We start from the raw sequence: 17,241 nt of genomic DNA, 5'->3' as shown, positions 1-17,241 counted from the left end.
CTCACGTCGTCTGGATCAGCTTCAGCTCGGGGTGCGCCGTCCCGCCCTCGATCGCCGTCGACGAGATGTGCGACACCACGCGGTCGTCGACCGGGTCGTTCGCCGGGTCGTCGTGCACGAGCAGGTGCTCGTACGTCGTCGCCCGCTGCGCCGGCGTCCGCCCCGCCTTGCGGATCAGGTCGATCAGTTCCAGCCGGTTCGAGCGGTGCTTCGCGCCCGCCGAGGAGACCACGTTCTCCTCCAGCATCACCGAGCCGAGGTCGTCCGCGCCGTAGTGCAGCGACAGCTGCCCGGCCTCCTTGCCGACGGTCAGCCACGAACCCTGGATGTGCGCGACGTTGTCGAGGAACAGCCGCGCGATCGCGATCATCCGCAGGTACTCGAAGATCGTGGCCTGCGTCCGGCCCTTGAGGTGGTTGTTCTCGGGCTGGTACGTGTACGGGATGAACGCCCGGAAGCCGCCCGTCCGGTCCTGCACGTCCCGGATCATCCGCATGTGCTCGATGCGCTCGGCGTTCGTCTCGCCGGTGCCCATCAGCATCGTGGAGGTGGATTCCACGCCCAGGTTGTGGGCGATCTCCATGATCTCCAGCCACCGCTCGCCGGACTCCTTCAGCGGCGCGATCGCCTTGCGCGGCCGCGCCGGCAGCAGTTCGGCGCCCGCGCCCGCGAACGAGTCCAGGCCCGCCGCGTGGATCCGGCGGATCGCCTCCTCCGCCGAGACCCCGGAGATCCGGGCCATGTGCTCGACCTCGGACGCGCCCAGCGAGTGGATCACCAGCTGCGGGTAGGCCTTCTTGATCGCGGAGAAGTGCTCCTCGTAGTACTCCACGCCGTACTCCGGGTGGTGCCCGCCCTGGAACATCACCTGGGTGCCGCCCAGCTCGACCGTCTCCGCGCAGCGGCGCAGGATGTCGTCGAGATCGCGCGACCAGCCCTTCTTCTTGTCCTTCGGGGCCGCGTAGAAGGCACAGAACTTGCAGGCGGTCACACACACGTTGGTGTAGTTGATGTTGCGCTCGATGATGTACGTCGCGATGTGCTCGGTACCCGCGTAGCGGCGGCGGCGCACGGTGTCGGCCGCGGAGCCGAGGGCGTGCAGCGGCGCGTACCGGTAGAGGTCGAGCGCCTCCTCCGGGGTGATCCGGCCCCCTGCGGCGGCACGGTCGAGGACAGACTGGAGAGCGGCCTGGTCGGTCACCGGTGCGTCACCTTTCGGCGGGGTCGACGAATGTCAAGAGATCCGGACCGATCCAGCCTACGCCAGGGGCCCGCCGCCGATTTCAGGGGCTTCGGGTGAGGTCGCCCTCCGGGTTCCCGGCCGCACGGTCGCCCGAACGGTAGTGGAGCGTGCCGCCGTCGTTGAGGGTGAACCGCTCGTCGGCGGAGCCGCCCGCGCAGATCCCGGGGTGCGGATTGGTGTTTCCGGCGCTGTCCAGGACCAGCGAGCGGTCGGTGGCGGAGGTGAGCTTCCAGTTCCCGCTGCAGTCGTACTTCGTACCCAGGAGGTCGAGCACCGACTTGTCGCGGCCGACCACCTCGCCCTTCTTCCCGGCCTTGATGGTGATCTCGAACTGGACCGGCGCCCCGAGGTTGGTGGTGACCGTCCCCTTCCAGGTGCCGGTCAGCTCCTTGGGCACGTCCTCGCGCGGGGCGGCGCCCGTCGGCCGCGGGCTGGGAACCGCCGAACCGGGCGAGGAGGCCGCCGGCTGCGGGGTCCTGCCCTCGCTCGCCATGTCCCGCTCCTTGTTCCCGGACGGGCTCCCGGGCAGCAGGCCCATGCTGTACAGCCCGCCCGCCGTCAATGCCAGTACGGCGGCCGCGGCCAGCACCACGGTGCAGCTGTAGCGCCGCCCGGCCGCGGTCATCCGGACCTCGCGCCCCTCGCTCCCGCCGGGGGCCGTGCGCGGGCCGGGCACCGAGCCCACGGGGCCGCGCGGGCCGGTCTCGGTCGGGATGCTGTACGGGCCCGCCGCGTGACCTGCCGAAGCACCCGTCGGAGCGCCTGTCGGAGCGCTCGCCGGAGCACCCGCCGGAGCGCCCAGCGGCGCGCCGTACGAAGGGTCCGCCGGCCCGAAGCCACCCGTGCCCGTGCCTGCTCCCGTGTCCGCCTGGCCGCCGTACGAGGGGCTGGTGAACGGCACCGGACCGGACACCGGGCCCGACACCGCCTCCGCGCCCGCGGCCGCGCCCGGCACACCGGGCCCCGGCTCCGCGTTCGCGTCCAGGTCCAGCAGCCGTACCGCCGCCCGCGAGGCCTCCTCGACCAGCGGCGCCGGCAGCCAGCCCGGTACGCCCAGCGCGTCGCCGAGCGCCTGCGCGAGGGCCTGTGGCGCCGGCCGTGCGGCCGGCTCCTTGGCCAGGCAGGCCGTCACCAGCGGCACCAGCGCGGCCGGCACCCCGGTGAGGTCGGGCTCCTCGTGGACGACCTTGTACAGCAGCGTCGCCGAGTTGTCCCCGCTGAACGGGGCCCGGCCCGTCGCCGCGAACGCCAGCACCGCGCCCAGCGAGAAGACGTCCGCCGCCGCCGTGACCCCCTTGCCGAGGATCTGCTCGGGGGACATGTAGCCGGGCGAGCCGATCGAGACCCCGGTCGAGGTCAGCGACGCCGTGCCGTCCGTGGCCCGGGCGATCCCGAAGTCGATCAGCCGCGGCCCGTCCAGGGTCAGCAGCACGTTCGAGGGCTTGACGTCGCGGTGGACCAGGCCGAGCGCGTGCACGGCCACCAGGGCCCGCGCGAGCCCCGCGCCGATGGCCCGTACGGCGGGCTCCGGCAGCGGCCCGAACGAGGCCAGCGCCTGGCCCAGGGCGGGCCCGGCGACGTACCCGGTGGCGACCCACGGCACCGCCGCGTCCGGATCCGCGTCGAGCACCGGCGCGGTCCACTCGCCGCCGACCCGCCGGGCCGCCTCGACCTCGCGCCGGAACCGGGCCCGGAACTCCTCGTCGGAGGCGAAGTGCGGGTGCACGATCTTGACGGCGACGGTCCGGCCGCCCTCGCTGCGCCCGAGGTAGACCCGGCCCATGCCGCCGGCGCCCAGGCGTCCCAGCAGCCGGTACGGGCCGATGGTCCGCGGCTCCCCGGTCTCCAACGGCTGCATGGCTCCCCCTCCACACGGCGACCGGCCCGTGACCGGCTTCGAACGGCGGGATGAACGGTCATGTCCACCCGCGACCCGGCCGGAAACTCACCCGGTCGGCCCGGATGCACCCTAGTGCCACCCCGCTGCGCGGGCCGGAAAGATGCATGACACGGTGATGCCCATGAGACCCCAGACCGCCCCGGCGGCCATGGCGGCCGTCCTGCTCACGGCCCTGATATCCGCCCTCCTCACCGGCTGCTCCTCCCAGGGCGACCGGATGAGTTTCGACGCCCCCGCGAAGTCGGCCAAGTCGGCCAAGGACGCCTCGCCCCGCGCCCTGACGGAGGCCGAGCGCCGCGCCCAGGACCTGACCCAGCTGCCGACCGGACCGCCCGCGGAGTTCGCCAAGGAGAGCGACGTCGAGGGCGGCACGACCATCAGCGTGACGACGCTGGCGGGCAAGAAGTCGGGATTCACCGGACAGGTGTGGGTCTGGGTGCCCAAGCAGTACTTCGAACCGCGGTACGCGCAGACCGGCTTCCCGGTGATGATCACCCTCCCGGGCGGCAAGGGCTTCCCCAAGAACTACTGGGCCGGTACCAACCTGGGGCTGCACAGCGGCATCACGAAGTGGTCGCAGGAGGGCAAGAGCCTGCCGTTCATCGTGGTCATGCCGGTCCTCAACCCCGACAAGGAGTACTACCAGGACGGCAGCGACATACCCGGCCGGCCCCGGATCGGAACCTGGCTGTCGGAGGACGTCCCCGATCTGGTGAAGGCGAATTTCCGCACCTTCAAGTCCCGTGACGGATGGGGCCTGATGGGCTCCTCGTCGGGTGGTTTCGTCGCTCTGAAGTTCGCCCTGCAGAAGCCCGACCAATTCAAGGCCGTGATCTCCTCGGGCCCCGACACCCGCCCCGACTCCCCGCTGTGGAAGGGGTACGCCGCGGAGATGCAGGCGAACAATCCCGAGAAGCTCGCGCAGGAACTGATCGCCAAGGGCGGACCGGACGTCTACGTCGCCTTCCAGATCGGCACCGCGGAAAGCGGAATGACCAATCTCCAGAATTTCATCAAGAATTACGGCAAGGGTCCGGTGAAGACCCACCTCCAGGTGATCCAGGACGGCGGGCACGACGCCAAGAGCTACATGCGCGGCATGGACGAGGGCGCCATGAAGTGGTTCAGCGACCAGCTCCAGGCCCCCATCGCGACCCCGTAGGCAGCCGCCGGGCGGGCCCCGGACGGCCCCCGGACGGGCGTCAGCGGGTGGGCGCGGCGGCCAGCAGCTCCACGTCCACGTCCGCCGGGAACCCGGTCGACGGGCCCGTCCGGCGCGCGAACTCCCGTACGCCGGCCAGCTGGTCGGGACCGAAGCGGAAGTCGAGCGTGGTGAAGTAGCGCTCCAGCAGGTCGGCGTCGAAGACCTCCCAGCGGGCCGCCTGCTCGGCGACCTTGGCGACCTCCTCCAGGGACAGGTCGCGGGAGGCGAGGAAGGCCTCGTGGACCTGCCGGACCACGACCGGCTCGCGGGCGAGGTAGTCCTTGCGGGCCGCCCAGACGGCGAAGACGAACGGCAGTCCGGTCCACTCCTTCCACATGAGCCCCAGGTCATGGACGGTGAGCCCGAGCCGCGGGGCGTCGTGGAGGGAGGCCCGCAGCGCCGCGTCGCCGATCAGGACGGCCGCGTCGGCCTCCTGCATCATCACGCCGAGGTCGGGCGGGCAGGAGTAGTAGTCGGGCCGTACGCCGTACTGCTCAGCGAGCAGCAGCTGCGCCAGTCGAACAGACGTACGAGAGGTGGAGCCGAGCGCGACCCGGGCGCCGTCGAGCCGCTCCAGGGGCACCTGGGAAACGATCACGCAGGACATGACGGGCCCGTCGCAGCCCACCGCCAGATCGGGGAACGCCACCAGCTCGTCCGCGTTGCGCAGGAACTCCACGAGGGTGATCGGGGCGATGTCGAGCTCTCCGGCCACCAGGCGCTCGCTGAGCTTCTCGGGGGTGTCCTTGGTCAGCTCAAGATCCAGCAGCGTGCCCGTCCGGGCCAGGCCCCAGTAGAGCGGGAGGCAGTTCAGGAACTGAATGTGGCCGACGCGCGGCCGGCTGCGATTGGCGTCCACATCGCGAGACTAGCCCTCCGCCGCTCGTCAGCCTCGCAGCGGGGTCTCAAACGTCCGGGTGACGTGATCTTTCCCTCTGGTCTGCCGGGGACTGTGCGTGCTACTCTCGACGCAAGTTGCAGTTTGGTTTCCCTTGCAGTACGAAGCCTGCGGAGCATGTAACCGCGGGCTTTTGTAGTTTTCAGACTTCTTAGCAGGTTCTGGAGCAGGGCGACCCTTTGGCCCATAGGAGGGCTCATGGCTACCGGAACCGTGAAGTGGTTCAACGCTGAAAAGGGCTTCGGCTTCATCGCCCAGGACGGCGGCGGCCCGGATGTCTTCGTCCACTACTCCGCGATCAACGCGTCTGGCTTCCGCTCCCTCGAGGAGAACCAGACCGTGAACTTCGACGTCACCCAGGGCCCGAAGGGCCCGCAGGCGGAGAACGTCACCCCGGCCTAATCGCCCGGGCCAACCGGATCGCGGTTGGATAGCAGTACCCAAGGAGCCCTGTCTCCCCCGCTCAGGCGGAGGAGACGGGGCTCCTGCCTTTTGTGTGCCCCGAAGGGCCACGACAGCGCACGGCAGCGGGCCGCCGCCCTGCCGGAACGGCAGGGCGGCGGCCCGCTGTGCTGTGCGCTACCGGACGGTCAGGGCTTGACCGAGGCCGAGGCGGCCGGGGCGGTCGGGGTGACCGGGACCGGCGGGGTGACCGGGACCGGCGGGGTCGTCGGGGCCGGGGTCTCGGCCTTGGTGACGTTGAGCACCAGGACCAGCTCGGCGCCGTCCTTGGTCCACACCCGCAGGTGGTACGGCCCCGGGGCGGCCGTCTCCGGGACGAACAGCTCGGGCAGGGCGATCTTGCCGTCCGCACCCGTCGGGGCCAGCGTCAGGCTGCGCTGCTCCTTGCCGTCCTTGTCCTTGAAGAACGGGCCCGTCCCGTCGGCGACCCACTTGCCCTCGGCGTTCTTCACCACGCTCTCGGCGGTCACGATCGTGCCCGCGGCCGGCTTGCCCTGGGCCGTGGCCAGCAGCTCGATGCCCTTGAAGCTGGCGCCCGCGGCCGCCTCCAGCGCCTTGTCGCCCTGGCGGGTGATCGTGTCGGCGCGCGGTACCGGCTTGGGGGTGACCGTTCCCGTGAACTTCACGGAGAACTCGCGGGTGCCGTAGAGCGTGGCCCGCAGGGTGAAGGTGCCGCCCTTCTCGCCCGCGCCCGCCTTCAGCTGCGGCGCGGCCGCGATGCCCTGGGCGTCGGTGCGCGCGACGAAGTGGTCCTTGCCGTCCCCGGCGAAGGCCGTGCCGCCGGTCGTGTCGTCCTCGATCGCGAAGATGATGTTCTGGTTCGCGGCCGGCTTGCCGTCGCTCAGGAGCGCCTTGACCGTCGCGTTCCCCGGGATCACCGCACCGGCCTCGGCCCGCAGCGCGGTCTCGCCGACGATCTGGAGCCCGTTCACGGTCGCGGGCGGCGGCGTCGGCTTCGACGGCTCGACGGGCGGCGTGGTCGGGTTCGTCGGCTGGGTCGGGTTGGTCGGGTTCGTCGGCTGGGTCACCGGCGGCGTGTACGGCGGCGTCTTGGCCGGCGGGGTGGGGGTCGTGGCCGGCGGCTGGGTCGGGTAGTTCCCGGCGGGCGGGTTCGGGACCCCGGAGACGCCCTCCTGGTACTTCCGCATGAAGCCCACGACGCTGTTCACGTACTCGCGCGAGTTGTTGTAGCTGAGGATCGCCCGGTCGAGCTGGGCGGGGTCCGAGAGGTTCCGGTCCCCGGCGCACAGGTACAGGCCGGCGCCCAGCGCCGCGTCGTAGATGTTGTTCGGGTCGCGCTTGCCGTCGCCGTTGCCGTCGGCACCCCAGGTCGCCCAGGTCGAGGGGATGAACTGCATCGGGCCCACGGCCCGGTCGTACTCGGCGTCCGCGTCGAACTCGCCCTTGTCCGTGTCCAGGATCTTGGCGAAGCCGTTGCCGTCCAGGCGGGGGCCCCGGATCGGCTTCTCGGTGTAGCCGTCCTCCTTGAGCCCGTAACCGGAGGCGTGCACGGACTCGATCCGGCCGATGCCGGCGAGCAGCTCCCAGGGCAGCTTGCACGTGGGCAGCGCCGCCTCCACGGACACCGCGGCGCGCTTGTACGCGTCCAGGGCGGTCCCGGGTATGCCACTGGCCGAGTCGGCGGCACCGCCCGCGGCCGCACCGGCACCGGTGGCCGGCGGCGGGTCGGAGACCAGGTCGGGCAGGTCCAGCCGCGCGTTGCCTCGGTCATTGGCCTGCGGGCTGTCGGGGGTCGGCTCGGCCTCCCCCGCGTCGGCGGTCGGGGTGTTGGTGACGACGGCGGCCGTGGTCAGACTGGCCGCGAGCGCGGCGGTGCAGAGCACCTTGCGCGACGTGTTGACGAGGTGGCGGTGAAGAGGCTTCACAGTGCGGCGATCCCCCCAAGGCGAGCCGTGAATATTCACTGTCTATCAGGTATTCGGCGACGACTCGCCGTCCCCCCTCTGATATGTGACGCACCATTCGTCTAGCCTTCACCGGTCCTTCCCCACTGCTGAACAAACGCCACAAATCCCCGCCCGATACGCGGAGAAGACCCCGGAGAGCCCCACACCCTCCCGATATGACACACTCCCGTGGTCAACCAACCGTCCAGGAAAGAGCGTGGAACCCGCAGTGACCGTACGCAAGGGCGCCGCACGCCTGACGCCCCTCCTGCTGACCGCCGCACTGACGGCCTGCGGTACGGACTCCCCGCCCCCGCAGGACCCAACGCCCACGGCCTCTCCGCGAGTCCAGGCCCCCGCCGCGCCGTCGGACCGCCCGGGCACCCCCTCCCAGGCGGACGTCTCCGCCCAGGTGGTCGAGGTCATGCGCGCGCACGGGGCGGAGCTGACCGACGCCCCCCACCCCCGCCCGGGCCTGATCGCCCTGCGCTCGCCGCAGGGCATGACCCCGCAGGCGGCCGAGGCCGCCATCACGGCCGGCCTCGCGGACCTCACCGCCCGCCAGTGGCAGCAGGACGAGCCGAACGGCTCGATCCGCAAGCTCAAGAAGCCCGGCTGGAGCCTGTGGGCCACCACCCTCCCGGCCGCCCAGATCCTCAAGGACGCCTCCGCCGCCCCCTCGGACGTGGTCATCACCGTCACGGTCACCGAGATCTCCGGCTAGGCCGCCCCAGCTCCGCCCACACGGCCTTCCCCGGCCCGCCGCCGGACCGCGGCCCCACCCCCCAGGCCACGGCCAGGGCCGCCACGATCAGCAGCCCGCGCCCGCTCTCCGCTGACCAGGGGTCGACGGCCCGCCGTACCGGCCCGCTCTCGCCGCGCGAATCGGCCACTTCCACACGCACGTCCTGCCCGTCGTAGCGCACCAGCACCTCGAAGTCCCGCCCCGGCACCCGGCCGTGCCGCACGGCGTTGGCGGCCAGCTCCCCGACGACGAGCTCCACGTCATCGGCGTACGGCACGCCCCAGCCGATCAGCTCGACGGCCACCAGATGCCGGGCGAGCCGGGCCCCGCGCGGGGTCGCGCTGAGGCGCTGCTTGAACTCGTATGCAATGTCACTGATTTCGGTCGTCACCTCACCGAGCGTGTCCGCAGCGCCGTACCCTTTCCAGAGGCGGCGCCGCTACGCGGAGCACCTGTACGGCTGCCCGCCGCCGCGTGTACGCACGGTACGTACGAGGACGGTTCAGCCGATGAGCGACCTGTCAGACCGCGAAGAACAGCCGGAGCGCCCCGTGGAGGTCGACGGCACCGCCTACCTCTTCCGGGCCCTGGGCAAGATGATCAAAGTCCTGCGCGAACGCGCGGGCCTCCAGCAGAAGGAACTGGCCGCCCTCACCCACGTCGGCCAGGACCTGATCAGCGCGATGGAACGCGGCGTCCGCATCCCGCAGCCGGACTTCCTGGAACGCGCGGACGTCGTCCTGCGCGCGGACGGGGTGCTGCTGGCGGCGATCACGGACGTGAAGGAGGCGCTGCGGAGGGCACGGACGCGGCATCCGGACTGGTTCCGCCGGTTCGCCACCGCCGAGGCCGAGTCGGTGGCACTGCACTACTACGAGGTCCAGGCCATCCCGGGCCTGCTCCAGACCGAGGCCTACGCGCGGGCCCTCTTCCGCCACCGTCGGCCGATGCTGGACGAGCAGACCGTCGAGAAGCGGGTGGCGGACCGCCTGGCCCGCCAAGTGATCCTGGACCGCTGGCCGGCTCCGACCTTCAGCTTCGTCCTGGAGGAGGCGATGCTGCACCGCCCTCTCGGCGGCGGCGAGGTCCACCGCGAACAGCTCCGCCGCCTCGTCGAGGTCGGCTCGCGCCGGACGGTGCACCTCCAGATCATGCCGCTGAACGCAGAGGAACACCCCAGCCTCGACGCCCCGTTCACCCTGCTGCGCCCCAAGGGGCGCCAGGAGGTGGCCTACACAGAGATCTACGGGCAAGCCAACTTGATCACCGACCCCGAACAGGTGCGTGTCTACAGCGAGCGCTATGGGATCATCCGGGCACAGGCACTCACGCCCCACGAGTCCATTGCTCTGATCGAGAAGATGCTGGGAGAGAGATGAACACGACAGAACTGTCCTGGTACAAGAGCAGCTACAGCAGCGGTGAGGGCGGCAACTGCGTAGAGGTGGCCGCGTGCCCCTCGACCATCCATGTCCGTGACTCCAAGAACCCGACCGGACCCCAGCTGGCCCTCACCCCAGCCGCTTGGTCCGCCTTCCTCGGCCTTGCCGGGTGATCGTCCCTTCCTTACCGTGACGGCTATGGGACACGGCACTGCCCGCATCCACCACGTGGGCCACATCGTCGAGAACATGGCTCAGGCGATCAGCCTGTACGAGCGGCTCGGGTTCGTCGTGCCACCGCCCAGCTGTCCGGCGATGTCCCGACGGGAGGGCGCGGCGCCCGAACCGTTCGGCGCCGCCAACACCCATGCGGATTTCCCGAGTTCCTTCCTCGAACTCGCGACATGGGTGAAGGAAGGCGACACCGGAAGCCTGCCCGCCGACACGCACCTCGTTTCCCTGGAGGCGCCGGCTGAGGTGTTGCCCCTGCTCGTGGAACGGATCGGCGAGACCAGCGCCAACCTGGCCGCGTGCCTGGACCGCTTCCAGGGGGTGCACATCCTCATGTTCTCGTCGCCCGCCATCGACGAGGCAGCCGAGCGACTGACGGCCGTCGGCGTACGGCACGGCGGGGTCAACACAGTGCGGCGAGCCGCACCCGAGGGCGCGAAAGTCCCGGTGGAGACGGTCCGTTACCTGGAGATCGACGGCGAGGGACCCGATGCCAGGCCGGGCACGGTCGCAGAGGGGCGGGTGGGCTTCGTCGCCGACCTGGACCCGGACGTCCAAGGCGCCCGCCGCCTCGACCACCCCAACGGCGCCGTCGACCTCGTCGAGGCGATGCTCTGCGTCGCCGACCCGGAACTGGCCGCGGTTCGTCGGCGGTACGAGGCGTACCTCGGCCAGCCGGCACGGCAGGAAGGGCCCGCTCACATCTTCGACCTCGATGGTGCCGCCCTGAAGCTCGTGCCCAGCTCGGGTCTGGCGACCGCCCTGCCGGGCGAGCGGCCCCCCGCGCTCCCGGCATTCGTCGGCTACACCGTCGTCGTACGTGACCTCGCCCTCACCCGCGACCTGCTGCGCCGCAACGGGATCCCCGTCCGTGAGACGCCATCGGGCGACATGTTCGTACCGGCCGACACCGCTCTGGGCACCGCTGTCGTCTTCCGAGCGGCTCCGGCGGGTGTTGGGCCCTGACCTCAGCCGCCTGGTCCGCTTTCCTCGGCCTTGCCGGACCAGTGGAGCAGACGGGTACGGGGGCTACCCGTCAGTCCTCACGGTCCTTCCGGGGCGGCCTGACCTGTCAAGAGCGCTCCTTCGTCGCGTCGCTGCGCGATTCCGCTTCGCTCCACTCCTGACAGGCCAGGCCGCCCCGGAATGACAAGGACTGTCGGGAAGCCCCCGAAGGAACGGGAGGTCTCAGCTTTCCCATGCCCGGGGGTTCCAAGGGCCGACCCAGGGCCGGGCAGGCAGGTCCCCCTCCCCCCAGGCTGCGGAAGCCGACCCTGGCGAGGGGGCGCGCCCGATCGCTACGCGCTCCTGCCGGTATAGCGGGTGCGGCCCGCCGGCGGCCGGACATAAGCCGCCTCAGCCGGCCGCTCGCTGCGCATTGGGGCCTGACGCCATCACCCTGATTTGCACCTAAATGGTGGATTAAGGCCGCATGATGCGCTTGGGTGCCGTTCGTTCCGCCTAGGCTCGCGCAAGGCAGTGGTGGTGCACGGAGGTCGAGGTGGCATGGAGGCAGGCGCCGTGGAGCTGCCCTCCGAGGTAGCAACTGTTGAGGCTGCCGCGGTGTGGGCTGAGAAGGTGTGCGTGGCCTGTGGGCTGGGTGACGACGGGCAGTACCGCCTTGGGCTGGCGGTCAGGGAAGCCGTCGCCAACGCCGTACTCCACGGCAACCGCCGTGACCCGGCCAAACATGTCCGGCTCAGCTGGGAGCTGCGTGGGAGCCGGCTGCAGGTGACCGTCGGAGACGAAGGGGAAGGTTTCGACCGGCCCGCTGCGACCGGCGAGATCAATCTGACGCCTTCTGGCCGTGGGCTCGTCCTGATCGGCCATGTCACCGACGACTACGACATCGTGCACCGAGACGACCCGCCAGGGACCGACGTGGTCCTGGCGCTCGACATGACCAAGTAAGGATGCGGATATGCAGAGCACCTCCCGCCAGGTCAGCGGCGTGACCGTACTCGACCTGAAGGGCAAGATCACCATCGGTGTCGGGGACGTCCAGCTCCGCGAGGCCGTTCAAGAGGCCCTTGAGAGCGGCGCGAAGAACATCCTGATGAATGTGGCGGGCGTCACCGTGATCGACAGCGCCGGGATCGGCGAGCTCATGTCCACCTATACGACCATCACCAACCGAGGCGGGAAGGTCAAGCTGGTCAACCTGCCCCCGAAGGTCTTCGACCTTATGCAGCTGACCCAGCAGCTCACGATCTTCGACGTCTACGAAGACGAGAAGGAGGCTGTGGCCAGCTTCTGATCCGAGTCCGCTGCGACGGGGACGGCCCTGCCTCGCCGGTCTGCCGGGGTGCTCACACCGGCCATAGGGCCAGTCTGCGGAGTAGATCATCTGGCCGAGGTGCGGGCTGAGCGCGACGAACTCGCCGTCGCCTAGCGGGCCCTCGAACGGATGCGTGAGCAGAGACCCCGTCTACTTCAGCAGGCGGCCCAGGCCAGAGGCATTGGCCGGAGCTGCCGACAGCCCGGAAACGAGACCGCCGACTTGGCGCTTCGCATCCCGGACCGTCGGGGCGAGGAAGTTGAGCGACAGCAGGTTCTCGAGGGCCAGGGCGTCGGTGCCCTGGCGTGCGGTGGCAGGAGCGGCCTGAGCAGCAGGAACAGAGACGGAGGCGAGGACGACGGCCAGGGCCATACCGGCCCCGGCGCGGGCGAAGGTGTTGTGAGCCACGCCGACCCCAACGCCGCCGCCGTCGACCGGCAATGGGTTGTGGGCCGCTTTTCGCCCGAGTGGCCCCTTCGTAGCGGGTTGGCTGTCCGACCGGGTCCCCATCAGGGGCGTGCGGCCGGACAGTCGGGCGTAGTCGTGCCGTTGAGCGGAGTGCCGCACTCCCTGTGCCGTCAGTGCTGCCGGCCAGTGGCGGTACTGACGGCGTCGATGGGACCTGGTGCGGTCGCCGGGGGAAGGGGCGTGTGTTGCAGGCGGCGGCTGGCTCGTCGCTATGTGGCCGTTGCTGGGACAGGGGCTCTCTGCGGTGCGTTCTGTCAGGGCGCGGTGGCCCCGAAGGTCTGGGTGTTGGTGTTGCTGGCGCCAGGGCTGTTGAGGTTGGTGTTCGTGTTGATGTTGTTGTAGATCGGGACCAGGCCGCTGAGGTCGACGGGGAGAATCGACGTGTCACCGCCGTCCCCGTCGGCGGTGGGGCAGTCGGGGCCGGGAATGTTGGTCCGGTCGTTGACGAAGTCGCCACCGGGAGCACCGCGGTCCAGCACACTGGCGGTGTTGGTGACCGTGCAGGGCGCGTCGGCCGCCACGTCGACGGTGACTTCGATCGTGTAGCTCGAACCCGGCTGCAACGGGCCTGCGGTGGTGCAGAAGGTCGTGTTGCTGTCAGAGGACGAGAAGCAGCTGGCGTCGGCGGGGCGGTTGATGAAGCGGATGTTCGCGAAGGTGAGCCCTTCCGGATAGTTGTCCGTCATCTGCGTCCCCTGGGCGGAGGTGGGTTGATCGCCGGTGTTGGCGACCGTGATGCGGTAGACCCCCTGTCCGCCGCGGGGGAAGTCCCCCTCGTGGGTCTTCGTGATGGTCAACTGCGGCTGCGCGTAAGCGGGGGTTACCCCTACGGCGAACGGCAGCGCGATGCCCAGCCCCAGGACGGTGCCGAGGGAAGCGAAGCGCCGCCCCGATGGGTGGATGGCCATGACGGGTGTCCTCCTGTGGTGCTCGTAGGTCGCTGGGAGGCACAGTCCGGCCCGCGAAGGGCGGGTGGCCTGCGCGTGCGGGACGTGTGCACATTCGGGAACGCGCCGGGTCCGGGTTGATCACGGCCGTGGGACCCGTAATCACCCGATCGCCACGGGGCCCAGGTCTCCCCCACCACGTTCATCACCCAGCTGGTACGAGAACAGGGCCAAGTCCGACGGGCCGACGCGCGGCTCCGGCGGGTGTCTGGCCCTGACCCCAGCCGCCTGGTCCCCCTCCCCCCAGGCTGCGGAAGCCGACCCTGGCGAGGGGGGCGCGCCCGATCGCTACGCGCTCCTGTCGGCATAGCGGTTGCGGCCCGCCTGTGGCCGGACATACGCCGCCTCAGCTGGCCGCTCGCTGCCCTCTCAGGCGTCTGATCCCCGTCTGGTGATACCCAGCGGGCAGTCAGTGGGAGTGCGAGCCAGGGAGCGGTCTCCATAGTGGGGCAATCCAGGCATTCCGCGGGCTCTGGAGAGACTCTCGCACGGAGTGGATCAGATGACCTCCCGCCAGTGCCCATCTCTCGCAACTTCCGGCCCCGGCAGGCTCCCTGTGGCCCCTGAAGAGGCTTCCGACCCCAAACCGGGCCGCAGCCGCCCATCCGCAGGAGCGCGTAGCGATCGCGATGGCGGCCTATGCCCAGCCGCGGCCGGCTCGGGGCCGCTGAGACCGAAGGAGCGCGTAGCGATCGGGCGCGCCTGCTCGCCAGGGGCCGGCTTCCGCACCTGGCGTGCGGGGAACGGACTGGCCGGGCCGCTGGGCGGGCCTTGGAACCCCTCGTCTTGGTGGAGTGCCGACCTCCCGTTCTTTCGGGGGTGTCCCGACAGTCCTTGTCTTTCCGGGACGGGACGGCCTGTCAGGAGTGGAGCGAAGCGGAATCGCGCAGCGACGCGACGAAGGAGCGCTCTTGACAGGCCGGCACGGCACGGAAGGACAGTTAAGGACTGACGGGATGACCCCGGAACCCCCACAACGCCCAACGGGCAGCAGACAAGGTCACCCCGCCCAACGCCCCGCCCCGCCGGAGCCACCGTGCAGTGGCCCGTCACCGGCGACGGCGGGATGATGAAGACGCACCGCCATCCGCTCGGGGTCTCCTCAACCAGGCGATTGCGAGGTGGGGCGATGAGGCTGCGACGCGTCGCCGCCGCGGCAGTCATGCCGATTCCGCTGCTGTGCGTGTGGATGTCTCCGCCCGCCGCCGCGGTCAGCACGCACACCATCAAGATGACGGGAAGTCTGAGGGTCTCGGACGGGCCCAGCCTCGGCTCGGGCCGGGTCACCAGGGACTTCCCGATCGACAGGACAGCCCAGCTCAGCCACGCCAGGACGCAGACGACGCTGAACATAACGGCGTGCGTGGGCGGCGAGACGCGTGGCGTGTTGACCGTCCACCTCCGGCTCAAGACGAACGAGCAGGTCACGGTCTCCCCCACGCTCCGGCTCTTCGAGGGATCGAGCTGCTCCTCCAACGACCTCGACGGAAAAGACGACCCCTTCCCGCGGGGCTTCGTGTCCGGACAGACCCAGAACTGGACGATGTTCGCTGCCAATGACGAGGCCCTGTCCGGTGATCTCACGTCGACGAGGTTCACGTTGACGCATACCGGCGGCTCCGGAATCGGGATCGGCCGCCCGGCCGAGCCGTCGAGCCTGGTACCGACGAGAGACCCCAACAACCCCACGACCGTGCGCCTGGAGTGGGAGGACAACGCGACCGACGAGACCCGGATCGAGCTCCGCAACAGCACCCTCAACCAGACCAGGGTCCTGGCCGCGAACACCAGGACGTTCACCTGGACCGGCCTGCCGACGGGCAAGCAGTGCTTCCAGGTACGGGCGGTCAACAGCGTCGGCCCGTCGGACTTCACCCCGGTGAACCCGATGAGCGAGTGCGCCTGACGGTGTCAGGCGGCCACCTGCACGCCCTGGTCAGGGGCTGAGGTCCAGGACCCGGACCGGTTCGCCCGCCCAGCGGTGGGGCGTGGTCGTCGCGATGACCGCGCCGTCCGGGCGGTCGGGGGTGGGCTGGGCCGCGTGACGGCTGTGCGCGGGGCCCCACGTGTCCTGCCCGGCCACCGCGAGCACGGCGGGCAGGTCCAGGTCGAGCACCGTGATGCCCGGCAGCGCGGCCAGGTGCTCGGCGGTTCCCGGCCGGGCGCGGTCCGCCTCGACCAGCGCGCACGCCGGTGCGTACAGGAACCAGCCCGCCTCGGCATGCGCGCGATGGACGAGCCGGGAGGCGAGGACGTTCCCCTGGCCGAGCGCGGCCATGGCCGTCTCGTCCAGGACGATGTGCACGGCATCGCTCACGGCCGCTGCACCTGCCCCAGCCTCCGGTCCAGCTCGCTGTCGAGGTCGTCCTGCTCGGCCTTCGTGGGCGCGTACCCGTTCCACGCCCTCAGCTCGGCCTTCGCCTTCTCGGCGCGCTCGGCGCGCTCACCGGGCGTCAGCAGGGTGTCCGCCAGCCGGGCCAGGTAGGCGCGCAGCGACAGACCCTCGGCGGCCGCGATGGCGGCGAGCCGGTCGCGGGCTTCCTCGGGGATCCGGACATTGGCATCGGGCATCGTCGGGCTCCTTCCCACCCGGCTCAGGATAGACAGGTATGGGTACGGGTACGTACCCATACCCGGTCCCTATCGCCTGCGCAGGATGTGCAGGTCGCCGGTGTCCGGGTCGCCCAGCAGGGCGAAGAGTTCCGGGGCCTCGCGGGTTCCCGCGATCTCCCAGGTCATCGGGTGGGCGCAGCCCGCGATCCGGACCTCGGCCGCGTCGCGGCCGGAGACCGAGTGGTCGCTGTTCGGCGTGAACTCCCACGTGCCCGCGCCGGAGGAGCAGCCCTCCGTGGCGCCCGGGCCCCACTGCTCCACCGGGAGGTGCTCCGCCACCGCCTCGCCGTTGTCGCGCAGCACCAGGCGGGCGCCCGCGTCGCCCGTCCACTGGCCGGCGTACTCCGCGCGCGGCAGCCGCGGCGGGTGGTAGTTCCACGCGTCGGCGCCGAGGAGGGCCGCCAGCAGTGTCGCCAGCAGGACCGCGCCCGTCGCCAGGGCCGTGCGCCGCAGCATGAACCGCGGGGAGCGGCCGCGGCGGCGTGCGTACTCGGCGGCCACGAGCGGGAGCAGCCCGCTGGCCGTGAGACAGGCCCAGGCCGCGACGTACGTCGCTCCCACGGCGGTGGGCAGCAGCGCGACCACCGCCGCGCTGGCCGCCAGCAGCACGGGCGGCCAGAGCCAGGAGACGCGCACGCCGGGGAAGCGGCGGGACAGCCTCCGCGACAGGGTGACGGCCGGGACGGTGAGGGTGAGGGCGTGCAGGTAGCCGAGCCCGACGAGGAGGGGCGGGAAGCAGAAGAGCAGCGGGAAGGAGAACAGGTACGTTCCGCCGTGGCCCACGCCGTAGTCGTCGCGCATGCCAGTCGTGATGACGTCGAAGACCAGCAGGAGGACGATCTGCGCCATCGCCACGAACTCGGCCCCCGGCGCCGGCCACCGTGAGGGCCCGTGCCCGGCCGGCCGGGAGCGCCGGGCCGGCCGCACCGACTCGTTCCGCTGCTGCATGGCCGCCCCCGAGGA

19 protein-coding genes are annotated in these 17,241 nt (G+C 70.9%); 9 read left to right on the top strand and 10 right to left on the bottom strand.

Annotated features, from left to right (window positions below):
• Nucleotide 1 precedes the first annotated feature (1 nt).
• Nucleotides 2-1,201, bottom strand: a complete 1,200-nt coding sequence (gene mqnC, locus ACZ6KO_RS13740; RefSeq protein WP_469304187.1) for a cyclic dehypoxanthinyl futalosine synthase — start codon at nucleotides 1,199-1,201, stop codon at nucleotides 2-4.
• 82 nt (nucleotides 1,202-1,283) lie between these two features.
• Nucleotides 1,284-3,101 carry a serine/threonine-protein kinase gene (locus ACZ6KO_RS13735; protein ID WP_469304185.1) on the bottom strand — a complete coding sequence of 606 codons (1,818 nt, stop codon included), beginning with the start codon at nucleotides 3,099-3,101 and terminating at the stop codon, nucleotides 1,284-1,286.
• 163 nt (nucleotides 3,102-3,264) lie between these two features.
• On the opposite strand from ACZ6KO_RS13735, the gene ACZ6KO_RS13730 reads away from it, so the two are divergent.
• Entirely contained in the window at nucleotides 3,265-4,305 is a 1,041-nt protein-coding gene (locus tag ACZ6KO_RS13730) for an alpha/beta hydrolase (protein ID WP_469304183.1), read from the top strand.
• Nucleotides 4,306-4,345: 40 nt separating this feature from the next.
• Here the strand turns inward: ACZ6KO_RS13730 and ACZ6KO_RS13725 are convergent, their stop codons facing one another.
• Entirely contained in the window at nucleotides 4,346-5,206 is an 861-nt protein-coding gene (locus tag ACZ6KO_RS13725) for a menaquinone biosynthetic enzyme MqnA/MqnD family protein (RefSeq protein WP_469304179.1), read from the bottom strand.
• 237 nt (nucleotides 5,207-5,443) lie between these two features.
• On the opposite strand from ACZ6KO_RS13725, the gene ACZ6KO_RS13720 reads away from it, so the two are divergent.
• Nucleotides 5,444-5,647, top strand: coding sequence for a cold-shock protein (locus tag ACZ6KO_RS13720; protein ID WP_030012116.1), 204 nt, complete (start codon nucleotides 5,444-5,446; stop codon nucleotides 5,645-5,647).
• A 188-nt stretch (nucleotides 5,648-5,835) separates the two neighbouring features.
• On the opposite strand, the gene ACZ6KO_RS13715 is transcribed toward ACZ6KO_RS13720, so the two are convergent.
• Nucleotides 5,836-7,593: a lytic transglycosylase domain-containing protein gene (locus ACZ6KO_RS13715; RefSeq protein WP_469304177.1), complete on the bottom strand. Its 1,758-nt coding sequence runs from the start codon at nucleotides 7,591-7,593 to the stop codon at nucleotides 5,836-5,838.
• A 238-nt stretch (nucleotides 7,594-7,831) separates the two neighbouring features.
• On the opposite strand from ACZ6KO_RS13715, the gene ACZ6KO_RS13710 reads away from it, so the two are divergent.
• On the top strand, nucleotides 7,832-8,338 hold the full coding sequence (locus ACZ6KO_RS13710; RefSeq protein ID WP_469304173.1) for a hypothetical protein: 507 nt from the start codon (nucleotides 7,832-7,834) through the stop codon (nucleotides 8,336-8,338).
• Here the strand turns inward: ACZ6KO_RS13710 and ACZ6KO_RS13705 are convergent.
• Nucleotides 8,319-8,750: an ATP-binding protein gene (locus ACZ6KO_RS13705; RefSeq protein WP_469304169.1), complete on the bottom strand. Its 432-nt coding sequence runs from the start codon at nucleotides 8,748-8,750 to the stop codon at nucleotides 8,319-8,321. The genes ACZ6KO_RS13710 and ACZ6KO_RS13705 overlap by 20 nt on opposite strands.
• A 118-nt stretch (nucleotides 8,751-8,868) precedes the next feature.
• On the opposite strand from ACZ6KO_RS13705, the gene ACZ6KO_RS13700 reads away from it, so the two are divergent.
• The 5 genes from ACZ6KO_RS13700 (at nucleotide 8,869) to ACZ6KO_RS13680 (ending at nucleotide 12,229) form a co-directional block, all read left to right on the top strand.
• The gene (locus ACZ6KO_RS13700) at nucleotides 8,869-9,738 is read left to right on the top strand and encodes a helix-turn-helix domain-containing protein (RefSeq protein ID WP_469304167.1); all 870 of its coding nucleotides are present in this window, start codon (nucleotides 8,869-8,871) and stop codon (nucleotides 9,736-9,738) included.
• A complete protein-coding gene (locus ACZ6KO_RS13695; protein WP_469304164.1) occupies nucleotides 9,735-9,914 on the top strand; it encodes a DUF397 domain-containing protein in 180 nt (59 codons plus the stop codon). The genes ACZ6KO_RS13700 and ACZ6KO_RS13695 overlap by 4 nt, the downstream gene beginning before the upstream one ends.
• Before the next feature lie 25 nt (nucleotides 9,915-9,939).
• Nucleotides 9,940-10,938, top strand: a complete 999-nt coding sequence (locus tag ACZ6KO_RS13690) for a VOC family protein (protein WP_469304162.1) — start codon at nucleotides 9,940-9,942, stop codon at nucleotides 10,936-10,938.
• 555 nt (nucleotides 10,939-11,493) lie between these two features.
• Nucleotides 11,494-11,883, top strand: coding sequence for an ATP-binding protein (locus tag ACZ6KO_RS13685; protein ID WP_469304160.1), 390 nt, complete (start codon nucleotides 11,494-11,496; stop codon nucleotides 11,881-11,883).
• A 10-nt stretch (nucleotides 11,884-11,893) separates the two neighbouring features.
• Nucleotides 11,894-12,229 carry an STAS domain-containing protein gene (locus ACZ6KO_RS13680; RefSeq protein ID WP_469304158.1) on the top strand — a complete coding sequence of 112 codons (336 nt, stop codon included), beginning with the start codon at nucleotides 11,894-11,896 and terminating at the stop codon, nucleotides 12,227-12,229.
• A gap of 171 nt (nucleotides 12,230-12,400) precedes the next feature.
• On the opposite strand, the gene ACZ6KO_RS13675 is transcribed toward ACZ6KO_RS13680, so the two are convergent.
• On the bottom strand, nucleotides 12,401-12,658 hold the full coding sequence (locus tag ACZ6KO_RS13675) for a hypothetical protein (protein ID WP_469304156.1): 258 nt from the start codon (nucleotides 12,656-12,658) through the stop codon (nucleotides 12,401-12,403).
• 314 nt (nucleotides 12,659-12,972) lie between these two features.
• Nucleotides 12,973-13,626 (bottom strand): DUF7933 domain-containing protein, encoded by a 654-nt coding sequence (locus tag ACZ6KO_RS13670; RefSeq protein WP_469304153.1) that lies wholly within the window; start codon nucleotides 13,624-13,626, stop codon nucleotides 12,973-12,975.
• 1,168 nt (nucleotides 13,627-14,794) lie between these two features.
• Here ACZ6KO_RS13670 and ACZ6KO_RS13665 point away from each other — a divergent pair.
• Entirely contained in the window at nucleotides 14,795-15,571 is a 777-nt protein-coding gene (locus ACZ6KO_RS13665) for a fibronectin type III domain-containing protein (protein WP_469304151.1), read from the top strand.
• A 30-nt stretch (nucleotides 15,572-15,601) separates the two neighbouring features.
• Here the strand turns inward: ACZ6KO_RS13665 and ACZ6KO_RS13660 are convergent, their stop codons facing one another.
• From ACZ6KO_RS13660 to ACZ6KO_RS13650, 3 genes are all read right to left on the bottom strand, one after another.
• A complete protein-coding gene (locus ACZ6KO_RS13660) occupies nucleotides 15,602-15,982 on the bottom strand; it encodes a PIN domain-containing protein (protein WP_469304149.1) in 381 nt (126 codons plus the stop codon).
• The gene (locus ACZ6KO_RS13655) at nucleotides 15,979-16,236 is read right to left on the bottom strand and encodes an Arc family DNA-binding protein (protein WP_469304146.1); all 258 of its coding nucleotides are present in this window, start codon (nucleotides 16,234-16,236) and stop codon (nucleotides 15,979-15,981) included. The genes ACZ6KO_RS13660 and ACZ6KO_RS13655 overlap by 4 nt, the downstream gene beginning before the upstream one ends.
• Nucleotides 16,237-16,305: 69 nt before the next feature.
• On the bottom strand, nucleotides 16,306-17,226 hold the full coding sequence (locus tag ACZ6KO_RS13650; protein WP_469304142.1) for a hypothetical protein: 921 nt from the start codon (nucleotides 17,224-17,226) through the stop codon (nucleotides 16,306-16,308).
• Nucleotides 17,227-17,241: the final 15 nt, after the last annotated feature.

The sequence above is a fragment of the Streptomyces sp. NPDC042102 genome (assembly GCF_055582305.1).
Note: the sequence above shows the minus strand (reverse complement) of the source record. Positions and strands in the feature narration are given on the sequence as shown.